This is a genomic window from Mycobacterium sp. WMMD1722 (genome assembly GCF_049315205.1).
Classification (GTDB): domain Bacteria; phylum Actinomycetota; class Actinomycetes; order Mycobacteriales; family Mycobacteriaceae; genus Mycobacterium.
In genome coordinates this window covers 284,880-306,975 of record NZ_CP186056.1, presented here as the reverse complement: position 1 = coordinate 306,975, position 22,096 = coordinate 284,880, and the positions used below count along the sequence as shown (strand labels likewise).

General features: G+C 68.8%; 22 protein-coding genes and 1 pseudogene. 11 read left to right on the top strand and 12 right to left on the bottom strand.

Going from position 1 to position 22,096, the window contains the following annotated elements; translation table 11 throughout:
- Positions 1–70: 70 nt before the first annotated feature.
- Together ACN27E_RS01450 and ACN27E_RS01445 are read right to left on the bottom strand one after the other, a co-directional pair.
- Positions 71–160: an Ms4533A family Cys-rich leader peptide gene (locus tag ACN27E_RS01450; protein ID WP_422746259.1), complete on the bottom strand. Its 90-nt coding sequence runs from the start codon at positions 158–160 to the stop codon at positions 71–73.
- A 129-nt stretch (positions 161–289) separates the two neighbouring features.
- A complete protein-coding gene (locus tag ACN27E_RS01445; protein WP_422746258.1) occupies positions 290–487 on the bottom strand; it encodes a hypothetical protein in 198 nt (65 codons plus the stop codon).
- A gap of 89 nt (positions 488–576) precedes the next feature.
- Between ACN27E_RS01445 and ACN27E_RS01440 the strand changes: the two genes are divergently transcribed.
- From ACN27E_RS01440 to ACN27E_RS01430, 3 genes and pseudogenes are all read left to right on the top strand, one after another.
- The gene (locus ACN27E_RS01440) at positions 577–1,746 is read left to right on the top strand and encodes an FAD-dependent oxidoreductase (RefSeq protein ID WP_422750169.1); all 1,170 of its coding nucleotides are present in this window, start codon (positions 577–579) and stop codon (positions 1,744–1,746) included.
- 191 nt (positions 1,747–1,937) lie between these two features.
- Positions 1,938–3,866 (top strand): annotated as a pseudogene (locus ACN27E_RS01435) (glycoside hydrolase family 15 protein); the annotation flags it as partial.
- A gap of 98 nt (positions 3,867–3,964) precedes the next feature.
- Entirely contained in the window at positions 3,965–4,228 is a 264-nt protein-coding gene (locus tag ACN27E_RS01430) for an ANTAR domain-containing protein (protein WP_422746257.1), read from the top strand.
- On the opposite strand, the gene ACN27E_RS01425 is transcribed toward ACN27E_RS01430, so the two are convergent.
- Positions 4,225–5,595 carry an MFS transporter gene (locus ACN27E_RS01425; protein ID WP_422746256.1) on the bottom strand — a complete coding sequence of 457 codons (1,371 nt, stop codon included), beginning with the start codon at positions 5,593–5,595 and terminating at the stop codon, positions 4,225–4,227. The two genes, ACN27E_RS01430 and ACN27E_RS01425, sit on opposite strands and share 4 nt — an antisense overlap.
- A 169-nt stretch (positions 5,596–5,764) precedes the next feature.
- Here ACN27E_RS01425 and ACN27E_RS01420 point away from each other — a divergent pair, with 169 nt between their 5' ends.
- The 6 genes from ACN27E_RS01420 (at position 5,765) to ACN27E_RS01395 (ending at position 11,796) form a co-directional block, all read left to right on the top strand.
- Positions 5,765–6,685 (top strand): LysR family transcriptional regulator, encoded by a 921-nt coding sequence (locus ACN27E_RS01420; RefSeq protein WP_422746255.1) that lies wholly within the window; start codon positions 5,765–5,767, stop codon positions 6,683–6,685.
- 124 nt (positions 6,686–6,809) lie between these two features.
- The gene (locus ACN27E_RS01415) at positions 6,810–8,102 is read left to right on the top strand and encodes a flavin-containing monooxygenase (RefSeq protein WP_422750167.1); all 1,293 of its coding nucleotides are present in this window, start codon (positions 6,810–6,812) and stop codon (positions 8,100–8,102) included.
- Entirely contained in the window at positions 8,095–8,538 is a 444-nt protein-coding gene (locus ACN27E_RS01410) for a RidA family protein (RefSeq protein WP_422746254.1), read from the top strand. The genes ACN27E_RS01415 and ACN27E_RS01410 overlap by 8 nt, the downstream gene beginning before the upstream one ends.
- Complete coding sequence (locus ACN27E_RS01405; protein ID WP_422746253.1) at positions 8,535–9,203, top strand: DUF1028 domain-containing protein; 669 nt, start codon at positions 8,535–8,537, stop codon at positions 9,201–9,203. Before ACN27E_RS01410 ends, ACN27E_RS01405 begins: the two co-directional genes overlap by 4 nt.
- On the top strand, positions 9,200–10,372 hold the full coding sequence (locus ACN27E_RS01400) for a M20 family metallopeptidase (RefSeq protein WP_422746252.1): 1,173 nt from the start codon (positions 9,200–9,202) through the stop codon (positions 10,370–10,372). The genes ACN27E_RS01405 and ACN27E_RS01400 overlap by 4 nt, the downstream gene beginning before the upstream one ends.
- Positions 10,369–11,796, top strand: a complete 1,428-nt coding sequence (locus tag ACN27E_RS01395; RefSeq protein ID WP_422746251.1) for an aspartate ammonia-lyase — start codon at positions 10,369–10,371, stop codon at positions 11,794–11,796. The genes ACN27E_RS01400 and ACN27E_RS01395 overlap by 4 nt, the downstream gene beginning before the upstream one ends.
- Before the next feature lie 27 nt (positions 11,797–11,823).
- On the opposite strand, the gene ACN27E_RS01390 is transcribed toward ACN27E_RS01395, so the two are convergent.
- From ACN27E_RS01390 to lepA, 4 genes are read right to left on the bottom strand one after another with little or no spacing between them, the layout of a single operon-like run.
- A complete protein-coding gene (locus tag ACN27E_RS01390) occupies positions 11,824–12,510 on the bottom strand; it encodes a sensor domain-containing protein (protein WP_422746250.1) in 687 nt (228 codons plus the stop codon).
- Complete coding sequence (locus ACN27E_RS01385) at positions 12,510–13,259, bottom strand: sensor domain-containing protein (protein ID WP_422746249.1); 750 nt, start codon at positions 13,257–13,259, stop codon at positions 12,510–12,512. The genes ACN27E_RS01390 and ACN27E_RS01385 overlap by 1 nt, the downstream gene beginning before the upstream one ends.
- A gap of 38 nt (positions 13,260–13,297) precedes the next feature.
- Positions 13,298–14,011, bottom strand: a complete 714-nt coding sequence (locus tag ACN27E_RS01380) for a sensor domain-containing protein (protein WP_422746248.1) — start codon at positions 14,009–14,011, stop codon at positions 13,298–13,300.
- Between the two features lie 4 nt (positions 14,012–14,015).
- On the bottom strand, positions 14,016–15,914 hold the full coding sequence (gene lepA, locus ACN27E_RS01375) for a translation elongation factor 4 (RefSeq protein ID WP_422750165.1): 1,899 nt from the start codon (positions 15,912–15,914) through the stop codon (positions 14,016–14,018).
- 45 nt (positions 15,915–15,959) lie between these two features.
- Here lepA and ACN27E_RS01370 point away from each other — a divergent pair, with 45 nt between their 5' ends.
- Complete coding sequence (locus ACN27E_RS01370) at positions 15,960–16,613, top strand: type II toxin-antitoxin system PemK/MazF family toxin (RefSeq protein WP_422746247.1); 654 nt, start codon at positions 15,960–15,962, stop codon at positions 16,611–16,613.
- Here the strand turns inward: ACN27E_RS01370 and ACN27E_RS01365 are convergent, their stop codons facing one another.
- Both ACN27E_RS01365 and ACN27E_RS01360 read right to left on the bottom strand, forming a co-directional pair.
- Positions 16,614–17,222, bottom strand: a complete 609-nt coding sequence (locus ACN27E_RS01365) for a GNAT family N-acetyltransferase (RefSeq protein ID WP_422746246.1) — start codon at positions 17,220–17,222, stop codon at positions 16,614–16,616.
- Between the two features lie 19 nt (positions 17,223–17,241).
- Positions 17,242–17,673 (bottom strand): CBS domain-containing protein, encoded by a 432-nt coding sequence (locus ACN27E_RS01360; protein WP_422746245.1) that lies wholly within the window; start codon positions 17,671–17,673, stop codon positions 17,242–17,244.
- 119 nt (positions 17,674–17,792) lie between these two features.
- On the opposite strand from ACN27E_RS01360, the gene ACN27E_RS01355 reads away from it, so the two are divergent.
- A complete protein-coding gene (locus ACN27E_RS01355) occupies positions 17,793–18,662 on the top strand; it encodes a ribonuclease Z (protein WP_422746244.1) in 870 nt (289 codons plus the stop codon).
- Here the strand turns inward: ACN27E_RS01355 and ACN27E_RS01350 are convergent.
- From ACN27E_RS01350 to ACN27E_RS01340, 3 genes are read right to left on the bottom strand one after another with little or no spacing between them, the layout of a single operon-like run.
- Positions 18,646–19,485, bottom strand: a complete 840-nt coding sequence (locus tag ACN27E_RS01350) for a transglutaminase family protein (RefSeq protein ID WP_422750163.1) — start codon at positions 19,483–19,485, stop codon at positions 18,646–18,648. The two genes, ACN27E_RS01355 and ACN27E_RS01350, sit on opposite strands and share 17 nt — an antisense overlap.
- Positions 19,486–19,519: 34 nt before the next feature.
- A complete protein-coding gene (locus ACN27E_RS01345; RefSeq protein WP_422746243.1) occupies positions 19,520–20,494 on the bottom strand; it encodes an alpha-E domain-containing protein in 975 nt (324 codons plus the stop codon).
- A gap of 12 nt (positions 20,495–20,506) precedes the next feature.
- Positions 20,507–22,024: a circularly permuted type 2 ATP-grasp protein gene (locus tag ACN27E_RS01340; protein ID WP_422750161.1), complete on the bottom strand. Its 1,518-nt coding sequence runs from the start codon at positions 22,022–22,024 to the stop codon at positions 20,507–20,509.
- Positions 22,025–22,096 lie beyond the last annotated feature (72 nt).

Sequence of the window (22,096 nt, the reverse complement as noted above, 5' to 3'; positions counted from 1 at the left end):
CAAGGGAGAAGATCTCAGGTCACGACAGCACGACAGCCGCCACCGATCCCACACCGCTCACGGGCAGGGTTCAGCGACAACAGTCGACGTCGGCAACAGCGCAATCACCTACGGCGATGAGCGCCAGGATGTGGCACTCGTCGCCGGACGCTGCATACATGGCGCGAACAATAACAGAGCCGACCGACCCGCCTCACCCGAAGTGATCAGCGGGTGACCAGCCACATGACGATGACCAGCAGCACCAGAGCGACCAGGATGAGCGTCACCCGGGACCGGGGCATACCCGTCACAGCGGTTCCCCGCCGTCGTCGTGGCGGGCGCGGCGCAGCACCTTGATGCCACGGCCGAGGATCCCGTCGAGCAGCACCGCCGCCGCGTAGGCCAGTACCAGGACCACCGGCATCACCACCGCGGTCTGCGCGACGAAGCCCAGACCGGTCAGCCACAGCTCGACGCCGTCCCACCAACTCAGGAATGCGCCCACCACGTCAGCCTAGGCGATGCAAAGATCGACCCGTGCCTACTGGGAACGAGGACACCGATTGCATCGTGGCCGGCGGCGGGCCGGCCGGCATGATGCTCGGACTGCTACTGGCGCGGGCCGGCGTACGGGTCACCGTCATGGAGAAGCACGCGGACTTCCTGCGCGACTTCCGCGGGGACACCGTGCACGCCAGCACGTTGCGCATGCTCGACGAGCTGGGTCTGGGACCGGCGTTCGCCCAGGTGCCCCACCGGTTGATCGACACGATCACCATGGAGATCCAGGGCACCCCGGTCGGAATCGACCTGCGCCGAATCCCGGGTCCGCACAAGCACATCGCGCTGGTGCCGCAGTGGGACTTCCTGGAGTTGCTGGCCTCCGCCGCCGAGCGGGAGCCGACGTTCACGCTGCTGCGCAGCACCGAGGTGCTCGGACCGATCCGGGACGGCCGCCGCGTCGCCGGCGTGCGGTACCGCGACCCCGCCGGCGCGACCCGCACGCTGCGCGCCGCGCTCACCGTGGCCTGCGACGGACGCGGATCGACGCTGCGCGAATCGCTGGGGATGACACCGACGAGCTTCGGTGCGCCGATGGACATCTGGTGGTTCCGGCTACCCCGGTCCGCCGCCGATCCGCACGGGCTGGCCGGCATGCTCTCGCGCGGGCATGCCTGTATCGCGATCGACCGCGGCGACTATTTCCAGATGGCCTACATCATCCCCAAGGGCAGCGATGCGGCACTGCGGGCCGAGGGCATCGACAGCCTGCGCCGCCGGGTCGTCGATCTGGTCCCGTTCCTGGCCGACCGCATCGAGGAGCTGACCTCCTTCGACGACGTCAAGTTGCTGGACGTCCAGCTCAACCGGCTGCGCCGCTGGTACACCGACGGCCTGTTGCTCATCGGCGACGCCGCCCATGCGATGTCGCCGGTGGGCGGTGTCGGCATCAACCTCGCGGTGGCCGATGCGGTGGCCGCGGCCGCGGTTCTCGCCGCCCCCCTGCGGGAGCACCGGCTGAGCACCCGCAGCCTGGCCAGGGTGCAGGCCCGCCGCTGGCTGCCCACCGTGCTCGTGCAGGCCGCGCAGCGGATGATGCACGCCCGGGTCATCGCCGCCGCGGTCGGCGACGAGTCGGATGCCCACGGTGCGCCCGCGCCGGTTCGGCTGGTCAATCGCACCCCGGCGTTGCGCACCCTGCTCGGCGCCGCGGTGGCGATCGGACCGTTTCCCCAACACATCCCGGGCTTCGCCCGCCGCTGACAACGATCCGTCACCGAGTCGCCGGGATCGGCCCGCCGCCTGTCCCCACACCCGATCTGTGGACGCCGGGCCGGTCGGCAGTCGATGATGTGCGCATGGTTCTGCAAGACACCGGGTCGTCGGACTCCGAGACCGGCGCCGCACCGCCCACCCTGCTCCGCGACGAACCCGAGACGCCGCTGACGCTGACCTCACCGGTGCCGTACGCCCCGACGCTGCGCAACCCCTTTCCGCCCATCGCCGACTACGGGTTCCTCTCCGACTGCGAGAACACCTGTCTGATCTCGTCGGCGGGGTCGGTGGAATGGCTGTGCGTGCCCCGGCCGGACTCCCCCAGCGTGTTCGGCGCCATCCTGGACCGCGGTGCCGGGCATTTCCGGCTCGGCCCCTACGGCGTCACCGTTCCCGCCGCCCGCCGCTATCTGCCCGGCAGCCTGATCCTCGAGACCACCTGGCAGACGCACACCGGCTGGTTGATCGTGCGCGACGCGCTGGTCATGGGCCCCTGGCATGACCTGGAGCGACGCTCCCGCACGCACCGCCGCACGCCGATGGACTGGGACGCCGAGCACATCCTGCTGCGGACGGTGCGGTGTGTCAGCGGCACCGTCGAGGTGGTGATGAACTGTGAGCCGGCGTTCGACTACCACCGCGTCAGCGCCGAATGGGAGTACTCCGGGCCGGCCTACGGGGAGGCGATCGCCCGCGCCAACCGCGACCCCGACAGCCACCCCACGTTGCGGCTGACCACCAATCTGCGGATCGGCCTGGAGGGCCGCGAAGCGCGGGCGCGCACCCGCCTCAAAGAGGGTGACAACATCTTCGTCGCGCTGAGCTGGTCGGGGCACCCCGCGCCGCAGAATTACGAAGAGGCCGCCGACAAGATGTGGCAGACCAGCGAAGCCTGGCGACAGTGGATCAACGTCGGCGATTTTCCGGACCACCCCTGGCGGGCCTATCTGCAGCGCAGCGCGTTGACGCTCAAGGGTCTCACCTACTCCCCGACCGGCGCGCTGCTGGCGGCCAGCACCACCTCGTTGCCGGAAACGCCGCAGGGCGAACGAAACTGGGACTACCGCTACGCGTGGGTGCGCGATTCGACATTCGCGCTGTGGGGTCTCTACACCCTCGGACTGGACCGGGAGGCCGACGACTTCTTCGCGTTCATCGCCGATGTGTCCGGAGCCAACAACGGCGAGCGTCACCCACTGCAGGTCATGTACGGCGTCGGCGGGGAGCGCAGCCTCGAAGAGGCCGAGCTGCACCACCTTTCCGGCTACGACGGCGCGCGGCCGGTGCGCATCGGCAACGGTGCGTTCAACCAGATGCAGCACGACATCTGGGGCACGATGCTCGACTCGGTGTATCTGCACACCAAATCGCGCGAGCAGATCCCCGAAGCGCTCTGGCCGGTGCTGAAGAACCAGGTCGAAGAGGCGATCAAGCATTGGCGCGAACCGGATCGCGGGATCTGGGAGGTGCGGGGCGAACCGCAGCACTTCACCTCCTCGAAGGTGATGTGCTGGGTGGCGCTCGACCGCGGCTCCAAACTCGCCGAACTGGAAGGCGAGAAGAGCTACGCCCAGCAGTGGCGGGCCATCGCCGAGGAGATCAAGGCCGACATCATCGCCAACGGCGTCGACTCACGCGGGGTGTTCACCCAGCGCTACGGCGACGACGCGCTCGACGCGTCGCTGCTGTTGGTGCCGCTGGTGCGCTTCCTGCCGCCGGACGATCCCCGGGTCCGCGCGACGGTCCTGGCGATCGCCGACGAGCTCACCGAGGACGGCCTGGTCCTGCGGTATCGCACCGAGGAGACCGACGACGGGCTGTCCGGCGAGGAAGGCACGTTCACCATCTGTTCGTTCTGGCTGGTGTCGGCGCTGGTCGAGATCGGTGAGGTGAGCCGGGCCAAGCATCTGTGCGAACGACTGCTCTCGTTCGCAAGTTCGCTGCACCTCTACGCCGAGGAGATCGAGCCGCGCACCGGCCGCCATCTGGGCAACTTCCCGCAGGCGTTCACCCATCTGGCGTTGATCAACGCGGTGGTCCACGTGATCCGGGCCGAGGAGGAAGCCGACAGCTCGGGGGTGTTCGTCCCCGCCAACGCGCCGATGTAATCGGAGATTCAGCGCGTTTTCAGCATCACGGTGTATTTAAAGTCTTGTCGCCGTCGGCATCGACGCGCAGCATGGTCTTGCCAGAGTTAGGGGACAGCATGGAGCACCGCACCGACGCGACATCGCGCCGCGTCATCGATATCGCGATCGGCATCCTGGTGGGTCTGCGCGGGTGCTCGGAGCGCCAGGCCTTCGACGAGCTGGTCTCGGTCGTACGGGCGACCGGGTTGGGCATCGGCCGGGTGGCCTCCGGACTGGTCGCGCTCGCCGGAGGTTCGGCGTCGGCCGACGACGCCGAGGTGTTCACCGTGTGGGGCGAACTGATCCGCGGCGCACGGCGGGTGGCGGTCGCGACCGCCTAGACCCCCGACGGCTGGGCCGGCGCCGATGTGGATGCGGTGCGGGTCTTCTCGGCCAGGGCGATGTCGTCGCGCAGCAGATCGATACCGCGGCTCTCCCGGATCGTCAGCATCGTCACCAGACCCAGCACGCCCATCAGGATGAGGTAGAACGCCGGCATCATCTGGTTGCCGGTCTTGGCGATCAGCCACGTCAACAGGTAGGGCACGGTGCCCGCGAAGATCGCCGCCGTGACGGCGTAGACGATCGACAGACTGGTCTGCCGGGTCCGGGTGGGAAACAGCTCGGCGACGGTGACCGCATGCACCCCCAGCACGATCGCCAGGATCAGGCCCAGCCCGACGGTGCTGACCAACCCGGCCCAGTCCGCGCCGGAATGCATCACCAGGAACAGCGGGTAGGACAGCACGATCAACAACAGCGACGCCACGATCAGCGGGGGCTTACGGCCGACGCGATCGGACAGTGCCCCGAACATCGGCACGGTGATCAGCGCGGCGACCGACGCGGCGGTGGAGAACAGTGCGGCGTTCTGGGCGGTCATGCCCAGCTCGATCTCCTGGTAGGTCAGCAGGTAGACCAGCACGATGTAGAACGTCACGTTCATCATGATCTCGACGCCGCTCATCTGCAGCATCTGCTTCCAGTTGCGGGTGAAGGACTCCTTGACCGGGCTCTGCGGGACGGCGTCGAGCTCGGTCAGTTCCCGGAACTCAGGGGTGTCCTCGATCTTGCTGCGGATGTAGAAGCCGATCAGACCCAGCGGCGCGGTCAGCAGAAACGGGATGCGCCAGCCCCAGGAGGTGATGGCCGCCTCGTCGAGCACCGAGTTCAGGACGAACACCGCCAACGACGCGCCCAGGAACCCCAGCAGGGAACCGACCTCCAGGAAGCTGACTCCGAACCCTCGGCGCTTGGTCGGTGAGTACTCGGCCAGAAATGCTGCGGCGCTGCCGAATTCGCCGCCGGCGGCGAGGCCCTGGATGACGCGGGCGAAGATCAGCAGGATCGGTGCCCAGATGCCGATACTGGCGTAGGACGGCAGCAGGCCGAGCAGCAGTGTCGACGCCGCCATCGCGAGGATGACCAGGGTCAGCGTCTTCTTACGACCGAAGCGGTCACCCAGCGCCCCGAAGAGCAGCGCCCCGAGCGGTCGCACGCCGAACGAGATGGCGAACACCCCGAACACCGCGAGCAGGGCGGCGGTCTTGTCCTGCTCGGGGAAGAAGACCAGCGACAGGGTGGAGGCCAGATAGGCGTAGATGGCCCAGTCGAACCAGTGCACGAAGACGCCCACCGATCCCGCGGCGATGCTCTTACGGATGCTCTTCTGGTCCACCAGGGATTCCGGGGCCGCTGGTTCGGTCATATCTGCTCCCTCACTTGTTCACCCGCGGCCGGGGCCCGAGGGGCCGACCTGTGATGTGGTCAACAGTGCGCTTCGTTGCACGATCCTGTACAGCGGATCTTTCCGAACTTTGAGATCGGTTTTGTTGATACAGTCCGCCGAACGGTGTCGCCGTCCACGGAGGTGCGGGTTGTCCGATTACACGTTGCGGCAGCTCACGTATTTCGTGGCGGTGGCCGAGACCGGCAGCGTGACCAGAGCCGCTGCGGCCGTCCACGTATCGCAGTCGGCGATGTCGGCTGCGCTGGCCGACCTGGAGAACGCGCTTTCGGTGCAGCTGCTGGTGCGTCACCATGCGCGCGGCGTCACCCTGACCCCGGCCGGACGGGAGCTGCTGGTCGCCAGTCGTCAGTTGCTTGCCTCGGCGTCGGACCTGCGCGCGGTGGCCCAGGGCCTGGGCACCTCGCTGAGCGGCACCCTCTCCATCGGTTGCTATGCCGTCGCCGCGCCCTATCTGCTCCCGGAACTGCTCTCGTCGGCGGCCGAACGGCTCCCGAAGCTGCACCTGGAGACCACGGAGGTGGATCTCGCCGATCTGGCCGAGGGTGTCGCCGACGGCACGTTCGAACTCGGTATCGGTTACGACCTGGTCGACGACGTCAAGCTCGCCCGCTGGCCGCTGTTCACGCTGCCGCCGTACGCGCTGGTCGCCGGGTCGCACCGGCTGGCGTCGCGCGATCAGGTCGACCTCACGGAGCTGGCCGGCGAACCGATGGCCCTGCTGGACCTCCCGCACAGCCGCGACTACTTCCAGCGGGTGTTCGCCGCCGCCGACGTGGCGCCGCAGATTCGATTCCGGTCCACCACCGTGGAGACCTGCCGTGCCCTGGTCGGACGCGGCCTGGCCTATACGGTGCTCAACCTGCGAGCCGCCGTTCCGATGGCGCTCGACGGTCACCCGGTGGCGGCGGTGCCGCTCGGCGGACATCCACCCGTGATCACCGTCGTGCTCTTCACCGCCGTGGCCGCCCGTCCCACCCGGCGCGCCAGCGTGGTCGCCGAGCTGTGCCGCGATCTGTTCGGCGGCGGCATCCCGGCTGACGCGCCCTGACGTCACTAGACCGGTTATTTCGATGCCACACATCTGATGAATGAGTTGTACAGATGCTGTGCCCCGGCAGCACGATGGGTGCGTGGTCGCACACACCCCGTCAGAACAGCCCAGGGAGGCCGACGTGCCGATCGAGGACACCGAGGTACTCGTCGTGGGGGCCGGTCAGGCCGGCATCGCCATGAGCGAGCATCTTAGCGCACACGGCGTGCCCCATGTGGTCGTCGAACGTGACCGCATCGCCGAACGGTGGCGCTCCTGGCGGTGGGACTCCCTGGTCGCCAACGGCCCCGCCTGGCACGACCGGTTTCCGGGCCTGGACTTCGACACCGACCCCGACGGCTTCGCCGGCAAGGAGGAGGTCGCCGACTATCTGGTCTCCTACGCGCAGAAGATCGACGCTCCGATCCACACCGGAGTCGAGGTGCACTCGGTGCAGAAGGTCGACGGGCGCAGCGGATTTCGTGTACAGACCTCCGCCGGTGAGCTGCGCGCCCGCTTCGTCGTCGCGGCGACGGGTGCATTCCAGAAGCCGGTCGTGCCCGAGCTGGTGCCCGACAGTGCGGGCATCCACCAGATCCATTCCAGCGCCTACCGCAACCCGCAGCAGCTTCCCGCGGGCGCCGTGCTGGTCGTCGGCGCCGGATCCTCCGGAGTGCAGATCGCCGACGAGTTGCAGCGGTCGGGCCGTCAGGTGTACCTCGCGGTCGGACCGCATGACCGTCCCCCACGCCGCTACCGCGGACGCGACTTCTGCTGGTGGCTCGGTGTGCTGGGCAAGTGGGACGCCGCGGCACCACCGCGCGGCGCCGAGCACGTCACGATCGCCGTCAGCGGTGCGCGCGGCGGGCACACGGTGGACTTCCGCGAGCTCGCCGGGCGGGGAATCGTCCTGCTCGGCCGGGCGACCCGCTTCGACGACGGCGTGCTGCATGTGGCCGACGACCTGCGGACCAATGTCGAGAACGGCGATGCCAACTATCTGTCCATGCTCGACGAGGCGGACGCCTACGTCGCCCGCAACGGACTGGACCTGCCCGAGGAGCCCGAGGCTCGCCTCATCGGTCCCGACCCTGCGTGTATGACCGACCCCCTCGATGAAATCGACCTCGCCGCAACGGGCATCACCTCGATCATCTGGGCCGTCGGCTTCTCCTTCGACTATCGCTGGTTGCAGGTCGACGCCTTCGACGAGGCCGGACGGCCCCGCCATCAGCGAGGCGTCTGCACCGAACCCGGCATCTACTTCCTCGGTCTGCCGTGGCAGTCCCGCCGCGGATCGAGCTTCATCTGGGGGGTCTGGCACGACGCGAAATTCATCGCCGACCAGATCGCGATCCAGCGCAGCTATCTCGCCTATCGGACGCCCGAGCTCACCCACCCTGATCTGAGAAAGGACGCCACACCAGATGAGTGACGTAATGCCGCCGACGACGACCCACCGGCGGATCCGGCCGTTCAACACCAGGGACACCTATCCCGAGCAGGACCTCGACAACGACCTGTGCCAGGCCGTCGTGGCCGGCGGGGTCGTCTACCTGCGCGGTCAGATCGGCCAGGATCTGGACACCCGGGAATCGGTGGGCGTGGGCGACGTCGCAGCGCAGGCGGAGAAGGCGATGGCCAACATCGCCATGCTGCTCGAGGAAGCCGGCAGTGGACTGCGCGACATCGTCAAGGTCACCGTGTACCTGGTGGACATCCGCTACCGCGAGCCGGTGTACCGGGTGATGGGCCGCTGGCTCAAAGGCGTCCACCCGGTGTCCACCGGACTCGTCGTCGATGCGTTGGCCCGCCCGGAATGGCTGGTCGAGATCGACGCGACCGCCGTGATCAGCGAGCCCGCGTCGTGACGCTGTCCCTGGTCGTCCGCGACGGCGACGCATTCGGCATGATCATCACCTCCTCCAGCCCGGCGGTCGCCTCGCGCTGTGTGCACCTACGCGCCCGTACCGGCGCGGTGGCCAGCCAGAACGTCACCAATCCCGGCCTGGGCGCCGTCGCGCTCGACGCGCTGAGCGGTGGCGCCGATGCACACGGCGCACTCGACGCCGCGGTGTCGGCCGATCCCCACCCCGAACACCGTCAGCTCATCGTCGTCGACCGCACCGGGCGGGCGGCTGTGCACACCGGTGCCAGCGCACTCGGTGTCCATCACCAGGTCGTGGCCGAGAATGCCGCCGCCGCCGGCAACATGCTGCGCGACCAGGGCGTGGTGTCAGCCCTGCACGACGGCTACCGCCGGTCGCAGGCGCCGACCCTCGAGCGGCGACTACTCGACGGACTCGTCGCCGCGATCGCGGCAGGCGGTGAAGCCGGTCCGGTGCACTCCGCGGGGCTACAGGTGACCGAAGACGTGCCCTGGCCCGTGACCGACCTGCGCGTCGACTGGCACGACGACCCGATCGGCGAGTTGCAACGACTGTGGGAGGTGTGGGAGCCGCAGAAGGCGGATTACCGCATCCGCGGACTCGACCCGACCGCGGCCCCCTCCTACGGGGTCCCGGGGGATCTGTGAGCACCGGACTCGGCGACGCCGTCAGCGCCACCGCCGCGCAGACCACCGACACCATTCTGGCGCTGTCCCACGATCTGCACGCCCACCCCGAGATCGCCTGGGAGGAGGTGCGGTCCTGCGCCCGGGTCGCGGCCGATCTGGCCGACGCGGGCTTCACCGTCGAGGACCACTTCGCCGGACTGGCCACCGCCTTCGCCGCCCGACGCGGTAGCGGGCCCCTGCACCTGGCCGTATGCGCCGAGTACGACGCTCTGCCGGGGCTCGGACATGCGTGCGGCCACAACATCATCGCCGCCATCTCCACGGGGGCGGCGATGGCGCTGGCACCCTACGTCGACGATCTCGGGATCACGCTGTCGGTCATCGGGACACCCGCCGAAGAAGGCGGCGGCGGCAAGATCGAGTTGCTCGAACGCGGCGGGTTCGACGGTGTGCACGCGGCGGCCATGGTTCACCCCGGGCCGGTGGACGTGGCCCGCGCCGAACCGTATGCGGTGTCGCACAGCCACATCCGATTCGACGGTAAGGCCGCGCATGCGGCGGCCTATCCGGATCGCGGTGTCAACGCCGCCGACGCCTTCACCATCGCGCAGGTGGCCATCGGGCTGATGCGCCAACAGCTTCCGCACAGCGTCCGGGTGCACGGCGTGATGACCAACGGCGGCGAAGCGCCCAACGCGATTCCGCAGCGCACGGAGGGCCGATGGTATGTGCGCGCGGGCACGCTGGCCGAACTGGCCGGTGTCGAACAGCGCGTGATCCGATGCTTCGAGGCCGGGGCGCTGGCCACCGGATGCACCGTGACGGTGACACCGGAGAGCAAGCCGTACGCCGAATTCCGCACCGATGACGGTCTTCTCGCCACCTACGTGCGCCGGGCCGAGCAGCTGGGCCGGCGGTTCAGCACGGGCGCGGACTCCCTGATGAACCGGGCGTCCACCGACATGGGCAATGTGTCCCAACGCATTCCGGCGATCCACCCCTACATCGGAATCGACTCGCTGCCCGCGGTCAATCACCAGCCTGAATTCGCCGCCGCGGCCGTCACACCGGCCGCTGATCGAGCCGCCGTGGACGGGGCGCTCGCCCTGGCGCTCACGCTCCTCGACGCGGCGTCGGACGCCGCGACACGGGCGCACCTCGTCGACGCAGCGGGACGACTCTCGTGACGTCGACAGCTGTGCGGGTGGAACACGATCTGCTGGGCGAGTACCCGGTGCCGCGCGACGCCTACTACGGCGTGCACACCGCACGCGCCCTGGACAACTTCCCGATCAGCGGTGTCCCGATCTCCCGGTACCCCGAACTCGTCGTCGCCCTCGCCTGCGTCAAGATGGGCGCGGCGCGGGCCAACCGCGGATTCGGTCTGCTGGGCGCCGAACGCGCCGAGGCGATCGTCACCGCCTGCGAGGAGATCCGGGACGGCCGGCTGCACGACCAGTTCGTCGTCGACGTCATCCAGGGCGGTGCCGGGACGTCGACGAACATGAACGCCAACGAGGTGATCGCCAACCGGGCCCTCGAACTGCTCGGCCGGGCGCGCGGCGACTACCCCCATCTGCATCCGCTCGAGCACGTCAACCTCGGGCAGAGCACCAACGACGTCTACCCGACGGCACTCAAGGTCGCCCTGCAGTTCGCGGTCCGTCGGCTGCATGCCGCGCTGTCCGAGCTGGTCTCGGCGTTCGCGGACAAAGCAGTCGAGTTCAAGGCTCACCTGAAGATGGGTCGCACCCAGCTCCAGGATGCGGTGCCGATGACCCTGGGTCAGGAATTCGGCAGCTACGCCGTCATGGTCGGCGAGGACGCCGACCGGTTGCGTGAGGCGGCCGAACTGATCGCCGAGATCAACCTCGGCGGCACCGCCATCGGCACGGGCATCAACTCCCACCGCGGATATGCCGCCGCCGTCTGCGCGGAGTTGCGCGCCATCACCGGATTGCCGCTGGTCACCGCGGCCAACCTCGTCGAAGCCACCCAGGACGTGGGGTCCTTCGTGCAGCTCTCCGGTGTGCTCAAACGCACCGCGGTGAAACTGTCGAAGATCTGCAACGATTTGCGGTTGCTGTCCTCGGGCCCGCGGGCGGGATTCGGCGAGATCAATCTTCCTGCCGTACAAGCGGGTTCGAGCATCATGCCCGGCAAGGTCAACCCGGTGATCCCCGAGATGGTCAACCAGGTCGCGTTCGAGGTGATCGGCAACGACGTCGCGATCAGCATGGCCGCCGAAGCCGGGCAGTTACAGCTCAACGCCTTCGAACCGATCATCGCGCACAGCCTGTTCGAATCGCTGTCCCACCTGACGGCCGCCTGCGACACATTGCGGGTCCGATGCGTCGTCGGGATCACGGCCAATGCCGAGCGCATGCGCGCCACCGTCGAACGGTCGATCGGTCTGGTGACCGCTCTGAACCCCTACATCGGCTACGAAGCAGCGACGCAGGTGGCGGCCGAAGCCCTCGCCACCGATGCGGACATCGCCTCGCTGGTCCTGGACCGTGGGCTGCTCACCGCAACCGAACTGCGGGCCATCCTGCAACCGGAATGTCTGACCCAGCCGCGCGACAGCGACCTGCACCGGGTCAGCGGCTGAGCAGCTGGGCCCGCGCGCGGTTCGCCCTCAGCGCTTCGCCGCATTCGCCACCATCTCGGTGGCGATGGTGGCCGCCTCGTCGGTGATGGCGTATCCGCACGCCCACGCCTCCACCGTCACATTCGACACCGCCGAGAGCGCGTGCTGGCAGGCCCAGCCGTCGGCGTCGCGCTGTTCGGACATCTGGGTCAGCAGACCGCCGTCGAAGCTGACCGGCGCCATCTCCCACACGAAGGTCGACGACCCGTCGTCGACGGTGACGTCGCCGTCCTGACACTTCTCCCAGGTGTCGCGGGACGAGTCGAGGAAGCCCTGCGCCTTCTCGGCCGACGGATAGAGCACCGCGGTCTGCTCGACCCAGTGATCGTTGTCGTCCTGCGGCTCTCGGGCCACCTGATCGCGCACCGCGGTCCACCCGCTGTCGGCGTACACCGGATCTTCGGCGCCGTAGATGGCGCCCAGACACGTGGGATCGGACATATCAGCGGAGTGGTCGGTCATCTCGTCGAGCTCACTGGTGACGATCATCTGCGTCGCGCCGACGATGCCGTTCAGCTCGCCGATCGACAGCAGCACCCGGTCGAGCTGCGCTTCGGTCAGCGGCGGCACATCCGCGGGCACCACGCCGGCGGCGCGCACGGCCCGGCCGTCCACGGTGCTGACGCACCCCGACAGCGCCAGCACCGCGGCCAGCGCCGGCAGGACGCCGCGCATCAGCCCGCCACCTTGCCGAGCATGACGTCGGCGACGTCGACCGCATCGTGGGCACCGCCGGCCAACGCATCGGCCACATCGGTGATCTCGATGTCGACGATGCAGTCGTCGGCGACGCCGAGCGCGCGCTGCAGCGTGACACCGGCGTCGCCCGCGTCGTGCACCACCACAGCGGACACCAGTCGCGGATCGACGACGACATCGCTGATCCGGCTCTGCTCACCGCCACCACCGGCTTGCTGCAACACCATGGTGCGGCCGTCGCACTGACGCCACTTCTCGGCAGCCGAGGCGAAGAACGCCTGCGCATCGGCGGCCGAGGCGAACTGCACCACTCCGAAATACCCAGTCACCGACGGTCCGTCGAGCCCGCCGCCGGCCCACGACCGGGTGGCGACCGCGTGCACGGGGCTGTCGGCGTAGGTCATCTGCTGCAACCGGTAGGTGGCGCTGACACATTCGGCCGGCACGGCTTGGGTCTGCTCCACACCCCGCAGCAGCATGTCCGCGCCGCCCTGCACGAGTTGACCCATCAATCCGGTCGGTGCGATCCCCAGGGCCCCGGAGAGCTCCTGCGTCGTCGGCAGTACCTGATCGAGCGCCCGCGCGACGTGCGGCACCGGGGACGGCGGGGGCGCCACCCCCGTCCCCGGTGCCGTCCCGACCGCCCGGCCGTCGACCTGCGACGCGCAGCCGGCCAGCAGCAGGCAGGCGACGGCGACGGGCCACACCGGGCGCGCGGACAGCATGCCCTCTTCTAGCACGCCGGCGCCCGTCGCGCGCTCGTTCAGACCTTTTGCAACATCGCCTCGACAGCGCGCACCGCCTTGGCGCGGTTGTCGCCGCGGCGCTCGCCCGCGGCCGTCACCGCCAGCGACACCTCGGCGATCGTGTCGCCGCGCACCCCCAGCGCTCGTGCGTATTGCGAGCGACCGACCGCGGGCGGCAGCTGCGTCACCACGGTCGCCGACAGGACGGCGTCGGTGGTGGTCACGTCGGTGATCTCGGCGGACAGCTGGGCGCCGTTGGCGCCGCGCAACCGCTTGTCGACCGTCCGGCCGTCACACGCGCGCCACTGGTCCGACATCGCCGCGAAGAGCCGGCGGGCGGCAGCGGCCGTCGACAGCCGCACCACCACCGCGTCGGCACCCGAGACCGCGGCGCCCTCGGCGAGGGTGAAATAACTCTGCCGGGCCGCCTCCAGCACCGGCGCGTCGGCGTAGGCGAACCGCGGTGCGGTGTCGGTGACCGCGACGCAACCGATCGGCGACGCGTCGGCGTCGGTGCGGAACCCGTCGGGCAGGATGTCGGCGCCACCGGTGAACGGGGCGAACCCGAACGTGCTCAAGCCGTTTCCGACGGCCGTGGTGAGCTCCGCTTCGGTGGGCAGCAGACCGAGCGTCGCGGCGGCCGGGCGGGCTGCACCCTCGACCGTCCGCCCGCATCCGGGCAGGCTCAGCGTCGCGCTGCACAGCACGATCGCGACCGCCACCCGGAACACCGGGCTACTTCTTCGGTTTGTCGCCGGCGGCGTCGGTGGACAGTGCCGCGACGAAGGCCTCCTGCGGCACGTCGACCCGTCCGATGGTCTTCATCCGCTTCTTGCCCTCCTTCTGCTTCTCCAGCAGCTTGCGCTTACGGGTGATGTCGCCGCCGTAGCACTTGGACAGCACGTCTTTGCGGATCGCGCGGATGTTCTCGCGGGCGATGATCTTGGAGCCGATCGCGGCCTGCACCGGCACCTCGAACTGCTGGCGCGGGATCAGTTCCTTGAGCTTGGTGGTCATCTTGTTGCCGTAGGCCGACGCGCTGTCCTTGTGGACGATCGCGCTGAACGCGTCGACCGCCTCACCCTGGAGCAGGATGTCCACCTTGACCAGATCGGCCTCCTGCTCACCGGCCTCCTCGTAGTCGAGGCTGGCGTAGCCGCGGGTGCGCGACTTCAGCGAATCGAAGAAGTCGAAGATGATCTCACCCAACGGCATGGTGTAGCGCAGCTCCACCCGCTCGGGCGACAGATAGTCCATCCCGCCCAGTTCACCGCGCCGCGACTGGCACAGCTCCATGATCGTGCCGATGAACTCGCTGGGCGCGATGACGGTCGTCTTCACCACCGGCTCGTAGACGGCTCGGACCTTGCCCTCGGGCCAGTCCGACGGGTTGGTGACCACCAGTTCGGTGTTGTCCTCCTGCACGACGCGGTAGACCACGTTCGGCGAGGTGGAGATGAGGTCGAGGTTGAATTCCCGCTCGAGGCGCTCGCGGGTGATCTCCATGTGCAGCAGCCCCAGGAAGCCGCAGCGGAATCCGAAGCCCAGCGCGACCGACGTCTCGGGTTCGTAGGTCAGGGCGGCGTCGTTGAGCTGCAGCTTGTCCAGCGCGTCGCGCAGCACCGGATAGTCCGACCCGTCGACCGGGTAGAGCCCCGAGTAGACCATCGGCTTGGGCTCGCGGTAGCCGGTCAGCGCCTCGGTGGCACCCTTGCGGGCGGTGGTCACCGTGTCGCCGACCTTCGACTGTCGGACGTCCTTCACCCCGGTGATCAGATAGCCGACCTCGCCCACGCCGAGACCGTCGGAGGCCTTCGGTTCCGGGGAGACGATGCCGACCTCGAGGAGTTCATGGGTGGCCCCGGTCGACATCATCGCGATGCGTTCCCGCGGGGTGATCTTGCCGTCGACCACGCGCACGTAGGTGACCACGCCGCGGTAGATGTCGTAGACCGAGTCGAAGATCATCGCCCGGGCCGGGGCGTCCGCGTCCCCGGTGGGCGCCGGGATCTGGCGGACCACCTCGTTGAGCAGTTCGGTCACTCCCTCGCCGGTCTTACCTGAGACCCGCAGTACGTCCGAAGGCTCGCAGCCGATGATGTGGGCCAGTTCGCCGGCGTAACGGTCGGGGTCGGCCGCAGGCAGATCGATCTTGTTGAGCACCGGGATGATGGTCAGATCGCGGTCCAGTGCCAGGTACAGGTTGGCCAGTGTCTGCGCTTCGATGCCCTGCGCGGCGTCGACCAGCAGCACGGCACCCTCGCAGGCCTCCAGCGCGCGGGACACCTCGTAGGTGAAATCAACATGGCCAGGCGTGTCGATCAAATGGAGCACGAACTGCTCGCCGTCGACCTCCCACGGCAGCCGCACGTTCTGCGCCTTGATGGTGATACCGCGTTCGCGCTCGATGTCCATCCGGTCGAGGTACTGGGCGCGCATCGAGCGGTCGTCGACCACGCCGGTGAGCTGCAGCATCCGGTCGGCCAGGGTGGACTTGCCGTGATCGATGTGGGCGATGATGCAGAAATTCCGTATCTGCGCCGGCGCAGTGAAGGTCTTGTCGGCGAAACTGCTGATGGGAATCTCCTGGTAGACATGCTGGCCGGGCACCGGGTGTGCCCTTTGAAAGGGTATCGACCCGGGGCCCTCGCGGCACAATCGCGGCCGCCGGGTTCCCCTATGCTCGAAGACATGCCGCCGCCATGGAAGAGGTTCCAGCAGGTCGCGGGGACCGTCACGAGAAACCTGGTGTTCAACGAGGCACCGAAGATCATCCGTCAGCTGCAGCAGGCCGAGAACCGCCCGCGCACCGTGCAACAGGGCATCCAGCAGGGCTTGAAACTGGCTGCCGGCGCCGGGCTGTCGGCGCTGGCCGGGGCCGCCGCCGCCAACGTGGCCAACTCCGCCACTCCCGCGATCGCCGCGGGGCGTCCGGTGACCAGCAACAGCGTGCCCACCGCCCACCGAGCCCGCAAGATCGTCTACGCCCCCGACCTGGACGGCCGGGCCGATCCGGGCGAGATCGTGTGGACCTGGGTGGTCTACGAGGACGATCCGACCCGCGGCAAGGACCGCCCGGTGCTGGTCGTCGGCCGGGACCGGCGCACGCTGCTCGGTCTGATGCTCTCCAGCCAGGACCACCACCGCGACGACCCCGATTGGGTGGGTATCGGCAGCGGCGATTGGGACTACGACGGGCGCGCCAGCTGGGTGCGGCTGGACCGGGTGCTCGACGTGCCCGAGGAGGGCATCCGGCGGGAGGGCGCCATCCTCGAGCGGGACCGCTTCGAGGTCATCGCCGCCCGGCTGCGCGCCGAGTACTCCTGGAGCTGACTACCGCGGCGCCCGCCACATCGCCGTCATGACCGGCCCACCGTCGGGCAGCACGATCTCCCCGGTGATCTCGAATCCGAACCGCAGGTAGTACGGGATGTTGTCCGGATTGCTGGACTCCAGATAGGCCGGTGCGTGTTCGGCGTCGACCCGGTCGAGCCGTGACCGCATCAGGGCGTTCCCGAATCCGGCGCCCCGCACCGTCGGATCGCTGCCGATCACGGCGAGATACCAGTGCGGCTCCTCCGGGTGGTGCTGCTTCATCAGCTCGGTCAGCTGCTGCCCGCGCACCGATCGGGCCCCCATCGCCAGCAGGAATGCGGGCAGCATGAGCATTTCCTCGCGCCGCGACTGTTTCCAGCGTCCCGGCGGGTCCCACAGCGCCGCGGCGCCGGTGCGGTTGCCCTGTTCGGCGACCTCGCAACCGCCGCCGCCGAGGAAGTGGTGTCGCACCATGGTGGCGAACATCCGCGGTAGACCGCGCGCACGGCGCCGGCCGTCGGGCATCATCCAGGCCATCACCGGGTCGTCCTGGAAGGCCCGCGCTAGCACCCGGGACAGCCCGCCGATGTCGGTCCTCGCCGCGGGACGCACGTCGACGGCAACCATCCGCCCACCATCGCACAGATCAACCGCCGGTGATGTAGGCCTGCAGGTGTTCCTGTTCGGCCTGCAGCAGCTCCATCCGCAGCTTCACCACGTCACCGATGCTGACGATGCCGGCCAGCCGCCCGTCGACGACCACCGGGACGTGCCGGACCCGGTTGTTGGTCATCACCGCCGACAGGTCGTCGACGGGTTCGTCGGGCGTGCAGGTGACCACCAGGCCGGTCATGATCTCCGACACCGGGCGGCGCAGCAGATCGGCGCCGCGTTCGTGCAGGCGGCGCACCACGTCGCGCTCGGACACCATGCCGACGATGCCGCCGTCGGGTCCGACGACGACCATGGCGCCGATGTTGTGGGTGGCCAGTTCGGCCAGTAGACCCGTCACCGTCGTGGTCTCGGTGACCGTGGCCACCGACGATCCCTTGCTGCGCAGAATGTCCGCGATGCGCATGGGCCCTCCCCTGTGACTCAGCTCACACCAGGTTAAGACTCGGCGGCGGAGAGCGGAACGGAAGCGCGAATCATGCCCAATCCGGCCACATCGATCCGATCGTGGGTTAGGTATGGCAGATGATCGAAGTCACCCTGCTCGGCACCGGCAGCCCGGTGCCCGATCCGCGCCGGGCCGGTCCGGCGACCCTGGTGCGTGCCGGCGGCCAGACTTTCCTGGTCGACTGCGGGCGCGGCGTGCAGATGCGGCTGGCGGCCGCGGGCGCCCCCGCGAGCGGACTGACCGCACTGCTGCTCACCCATCTGCACAGCGACCACATCGCCGACCTCGGCGACCTGTTGATCAGCCGCTGGGTCACCACGTTCACCGACCAGGTGCCGCTGCCGATCATCGGCCCGCCCGGAACCGCCGAGGTGGTGCAGGCGACGCTGGCGGCGTTCGGTCGCGACATCGGCTACCGCATCGCCCACCACGCCGACCTCACCGCACCCCCCGCGGTGGACGTCCGGGAGGTGACCGACGGCGCGGTGTGGGAGCACGCCGGGGTGAGCGTCGTCGCGGCCCCCACCGACCACCGGCCGGTGGCCCCGACCGTCGGCTTCCGCGTCGAGCATGCCGACGCCTCGGTGGTGCTGGCCGGGGACACCGTGCCGTGCGAGAGCCTCGATGCCCTGGCCGACGGGGCGGGCGCGCTGGTGCACACCGTGATCCGCAAAGACCTGATCGAACGCCTTCCGCAACAACGGATCCGCGACATCTGCGACTACCACTCCTCGGTGGAGCAGGCCGCGGCCACCGCCGAGCGGGCCGGCGTGGGGATCCTGGTGCTGACGCACTACGTGCCCGCCATCGCGCCCGGACAGGAAGAGGACTGGCGGGCGCTGGCCGCGACGGTCTTCCCCCGCCAGATCGAACTCGGCGACGATCTGCACCGGGTGGAGGTGCACCCCGGCGTCGGCGCACGGTCCGGCGTCAGGCCAGCCGGGTGATCTCCACGACGACGTCCAGGTCGGTGGACCCCTCGCCGGAGTAGATGCCCTTCAGGGGCGACACGTCGGAGTAGTCGCGCCCGACACCGACGCTGATGTACTGCTCGTTGATCGCCTTGTCGTTGGTGGGGTCGTAGTGCCACCACCCGCCGGTCCAGGCCTGCACCCAGGCGTGACTCTGCCCGTCGATGGTCTCGCCGATGGTGGCCTTCTTGTTCGGGTGCAGATAGCCCGATACGTAGCGCGCGGGAATGCCCATGCTGCGCAACAGGATCAACGTCAGATGCGCGAAGTCCTGGCAGACGCCTTTACCCTCCCGGTGCGCATCGAGTCCGGACGAGTGCACCCCCGTGGTGCCCGGCACGTACTCCAATTCGCTGTGCACCCAGTTGGCCGCGGCCGTGACGGCCTCGTGCGGTTCGTGATATTTGGCGATGCGCTCGGCCACCCTGGCGATGCGTTTGCTCTCGGGCGTGTAGTGGGTGGCGGTGAGGACCTCGTCGAACCGGTCGATGACGGCCAGCCCGCGCAGATCGTCCCAGGTGATCGGCTCGGCCGGCGGCTCGTCGACGTCGGTCTCCACCACCGAGGACGCGGTCACTTCGAGTTCGGCGTGCGGGGCGTGCAGGTCGAACGCGGTGACCGCGGTGCCCCAGTAGTCGACGTAGCGGTATTGCCGGGTGGCGGGCACCGTCTCGATCCGGTTGAGGATGACGTTCTGGCGGGTGTCCGAACGCGGTGTCAGCCGGGCCTCGTTGAACGAGGCGGTCACCGGCGATTTGTAGGCGTATCCGGTCGCATGGACCACGCGCATCCGCCACATCAGCAACTCCTCTTCGCGCAAGCGCTCATCGCCACTAGATCTCCCCCTCTTCGATCACCAGCGCGTTGCGCCCGGCATCGGTCCACGCCACCCAGGGGGCGGAATAGAAGAACTGCAGCGCCAGCGCCTCGGTGACGTCGTAACAGGTCTGCTGCAGGCCGGCCAGGCGGGTTTCGAGCGTCTCGAGCAGCACGCCGGGCTGCAGGAACTCGAGTTCGCTGCGGGCCCGGCCGAGGAGGCGTTGCGCCTCGACGGTCGCGCCGAGCCGGTTGTGCGGCCGGTTGAGCAATTCGTCGAGGCTGTGTTCGGCCAGGCGCAGCGAGTAGAAGATCGACCGCGGGAACAGCCGGTCCAGCAGCATGAACTCGACCACCCGCCCGGCGTCGAGCACCCCGCGGTAGGTACGCAGATACGTGTCGTGCGCGCCGGCCGAGCGCAACAGCGTGACCCATGCCGGTGACGACGCACTGTCACCGACCCGCGACCACAGCAGCCGCACCGTCATGTCCACCCGCTCGAGCGCCCGGCCCAACACCATGAATCGGTAACCGTCATCACGGGAGAGCGTCGAGTCGGCCAGCCCGGCGAACATCGCCGCGCGGCCCTCGACGTAGGACAGGAACTCGTGCGGGCCCAGACGTTTGGCGGCGCGTTCGCGTTCGGCCAGCGCGTTGTATGTGGTGTTCAGGCACTCCCAGATCTCGACCGAGGTGACTTCGCGTGCCCCGCGGGCATTCTCACGGGCCGCGGAGATGGAATCCACGATGGACATGCCGCCGGACGAATCGCGGGTGAACGCCACCCGATCGGTCAGCGACCACACGTCGAGTGCGTGGTCGGGCGCCTCCATGCCGAGAACCCGCAGCAGCGTGCGCGACGCCCAGTCGGGGTCGACGCTGGAGTCCTCGAGCAACTGGTGCACCGTGACGTCGAGGATGCGGGCGGTGTCGTCGGCCCGTTCCACGTAGCGCCCGATCCAGTACAGCGATTCCGCGTTGCGTGCCAGCATCAGATCACCACCTCACTGCTGTTGCTGCTGTTGTTGCTGATCGACCGTCTGCGTCTCGCCGTTGCGAGATGCCTTGCCGCCCTTCGTTGCCCGCGGAAGCGAGCGGACCACCTCGGCGGCGGCCAGCTCGCGATCGGCACCCGAGGTGCGCGACGCCAACACCCAGGTGTCCTTGGAGCCGCCGCCCTGGCTGGAGTTGACCACCAGCGACCCCTCGGGCAGCGCCACCCGGGTCAGCCCGCCCGGCAACACCCACACGTCGTCGCCGTCGTTGACCGCGAAGGGCCGCAGGTCGACGTGGCGCGGCGCGAGTTTGTCGCCGATCTGGGTCGGGACGGTGGACAGCTGCATCACCGGCTGGGCGATCCACCCGCGTGGTTCGTTGCGGATCTTCTTGCAGATGGCGTTCAGCTCCTTGTCGGACGCATCGGGACCGAACACGATGCCGTATCCGCCGGAACCCTCGACGGGTTTGATCACCAGCTCGGCGACCCGGTCGAGGACCTCCTCCCGCTCCTCCTCGAGCCAGCACCGGAAGGTGTCGACGTTGGCCAGCAGCGGCTTCTCGCCGAGGTAGTACTCGATGATCGTCGGCACGTAGGTGTAGACCAGTTTGTCGTCACCGACGCCGTTGCCGACCGCGCTGGAGATCACCACATTGCCCGCCCGGGCGGCGTTGAGCAGCCCGGCGACCCCGAGCACCGAGTCGGGGCGGAACTGCATCGGATCGAGGTACGCATCGTCGATACGCCGGTAGATGACGTCGACCTGCCGCTCGCCTTCGGTGGTGCGCATGTAGACGGTGTTGTCGCGACAGAACAGGTCCCGGCCTTCGACGAGTTCGACACCCATCTGCCGGGCCAGCAGCGAGTGTTCGAAATAGGCGGAGTTGTACACCCCCGGAGTGAGCACCACCACGGTCGGATCGGCCTCGTTGGAGGCGGCGGCGTTGCGTAGCGCGCGCAGCAGGTGTGAGGCGTAGTCGCCGACCGCACGCACCCGATGGGTGGCGAACAGGTTGGGGAATACGCGCGCCATCGTCCGGCGGTTCTCCATCACATACGACACCCCCGACGGGGAACGCAGATTGTCCTCCAACACACGGAAGTCGCCCTTGTCGTCGCGGATCAGGTCGATGCCGGCGACGTGGATGCGCACACCGTTGGGCGGCACGATGCCGGCGGCCTCCCGGTGGAAGTGTTCGCACGAGGTCACCAGCCGGCGCGGGATGACCCCGTCGCGCAGGATCTCCTGCTCGCCGTAGATGTCGTCGAGATACATCTCCAGAGCCCGCACCCGCTGGGTGATACCGCGTTCGAGGCGGGTCCACTCGGCGGCGGAGATGACGCGCGGCACCAGGTCCAGCGGCAGCGGGCGTTCCTGGCCGGACAGCGAGAACGTGATGCCCTGGTTGATGAAGGCGCGGTCCAGCGCTTCGGTGCGGGCGGCGAGCTCCGAGGCGTCCGACGGCGACATCTCGGCGAAGATGCCCTTGTACGGTCCGCGGACGTTGCCCTGCGCGTCGAACATCTCGTCGAACGCCCGGTCGTATCCGCCGACGCGGTTGTACCCGTCGAAGACCCCCTCGTGAGGTTTGGCCTT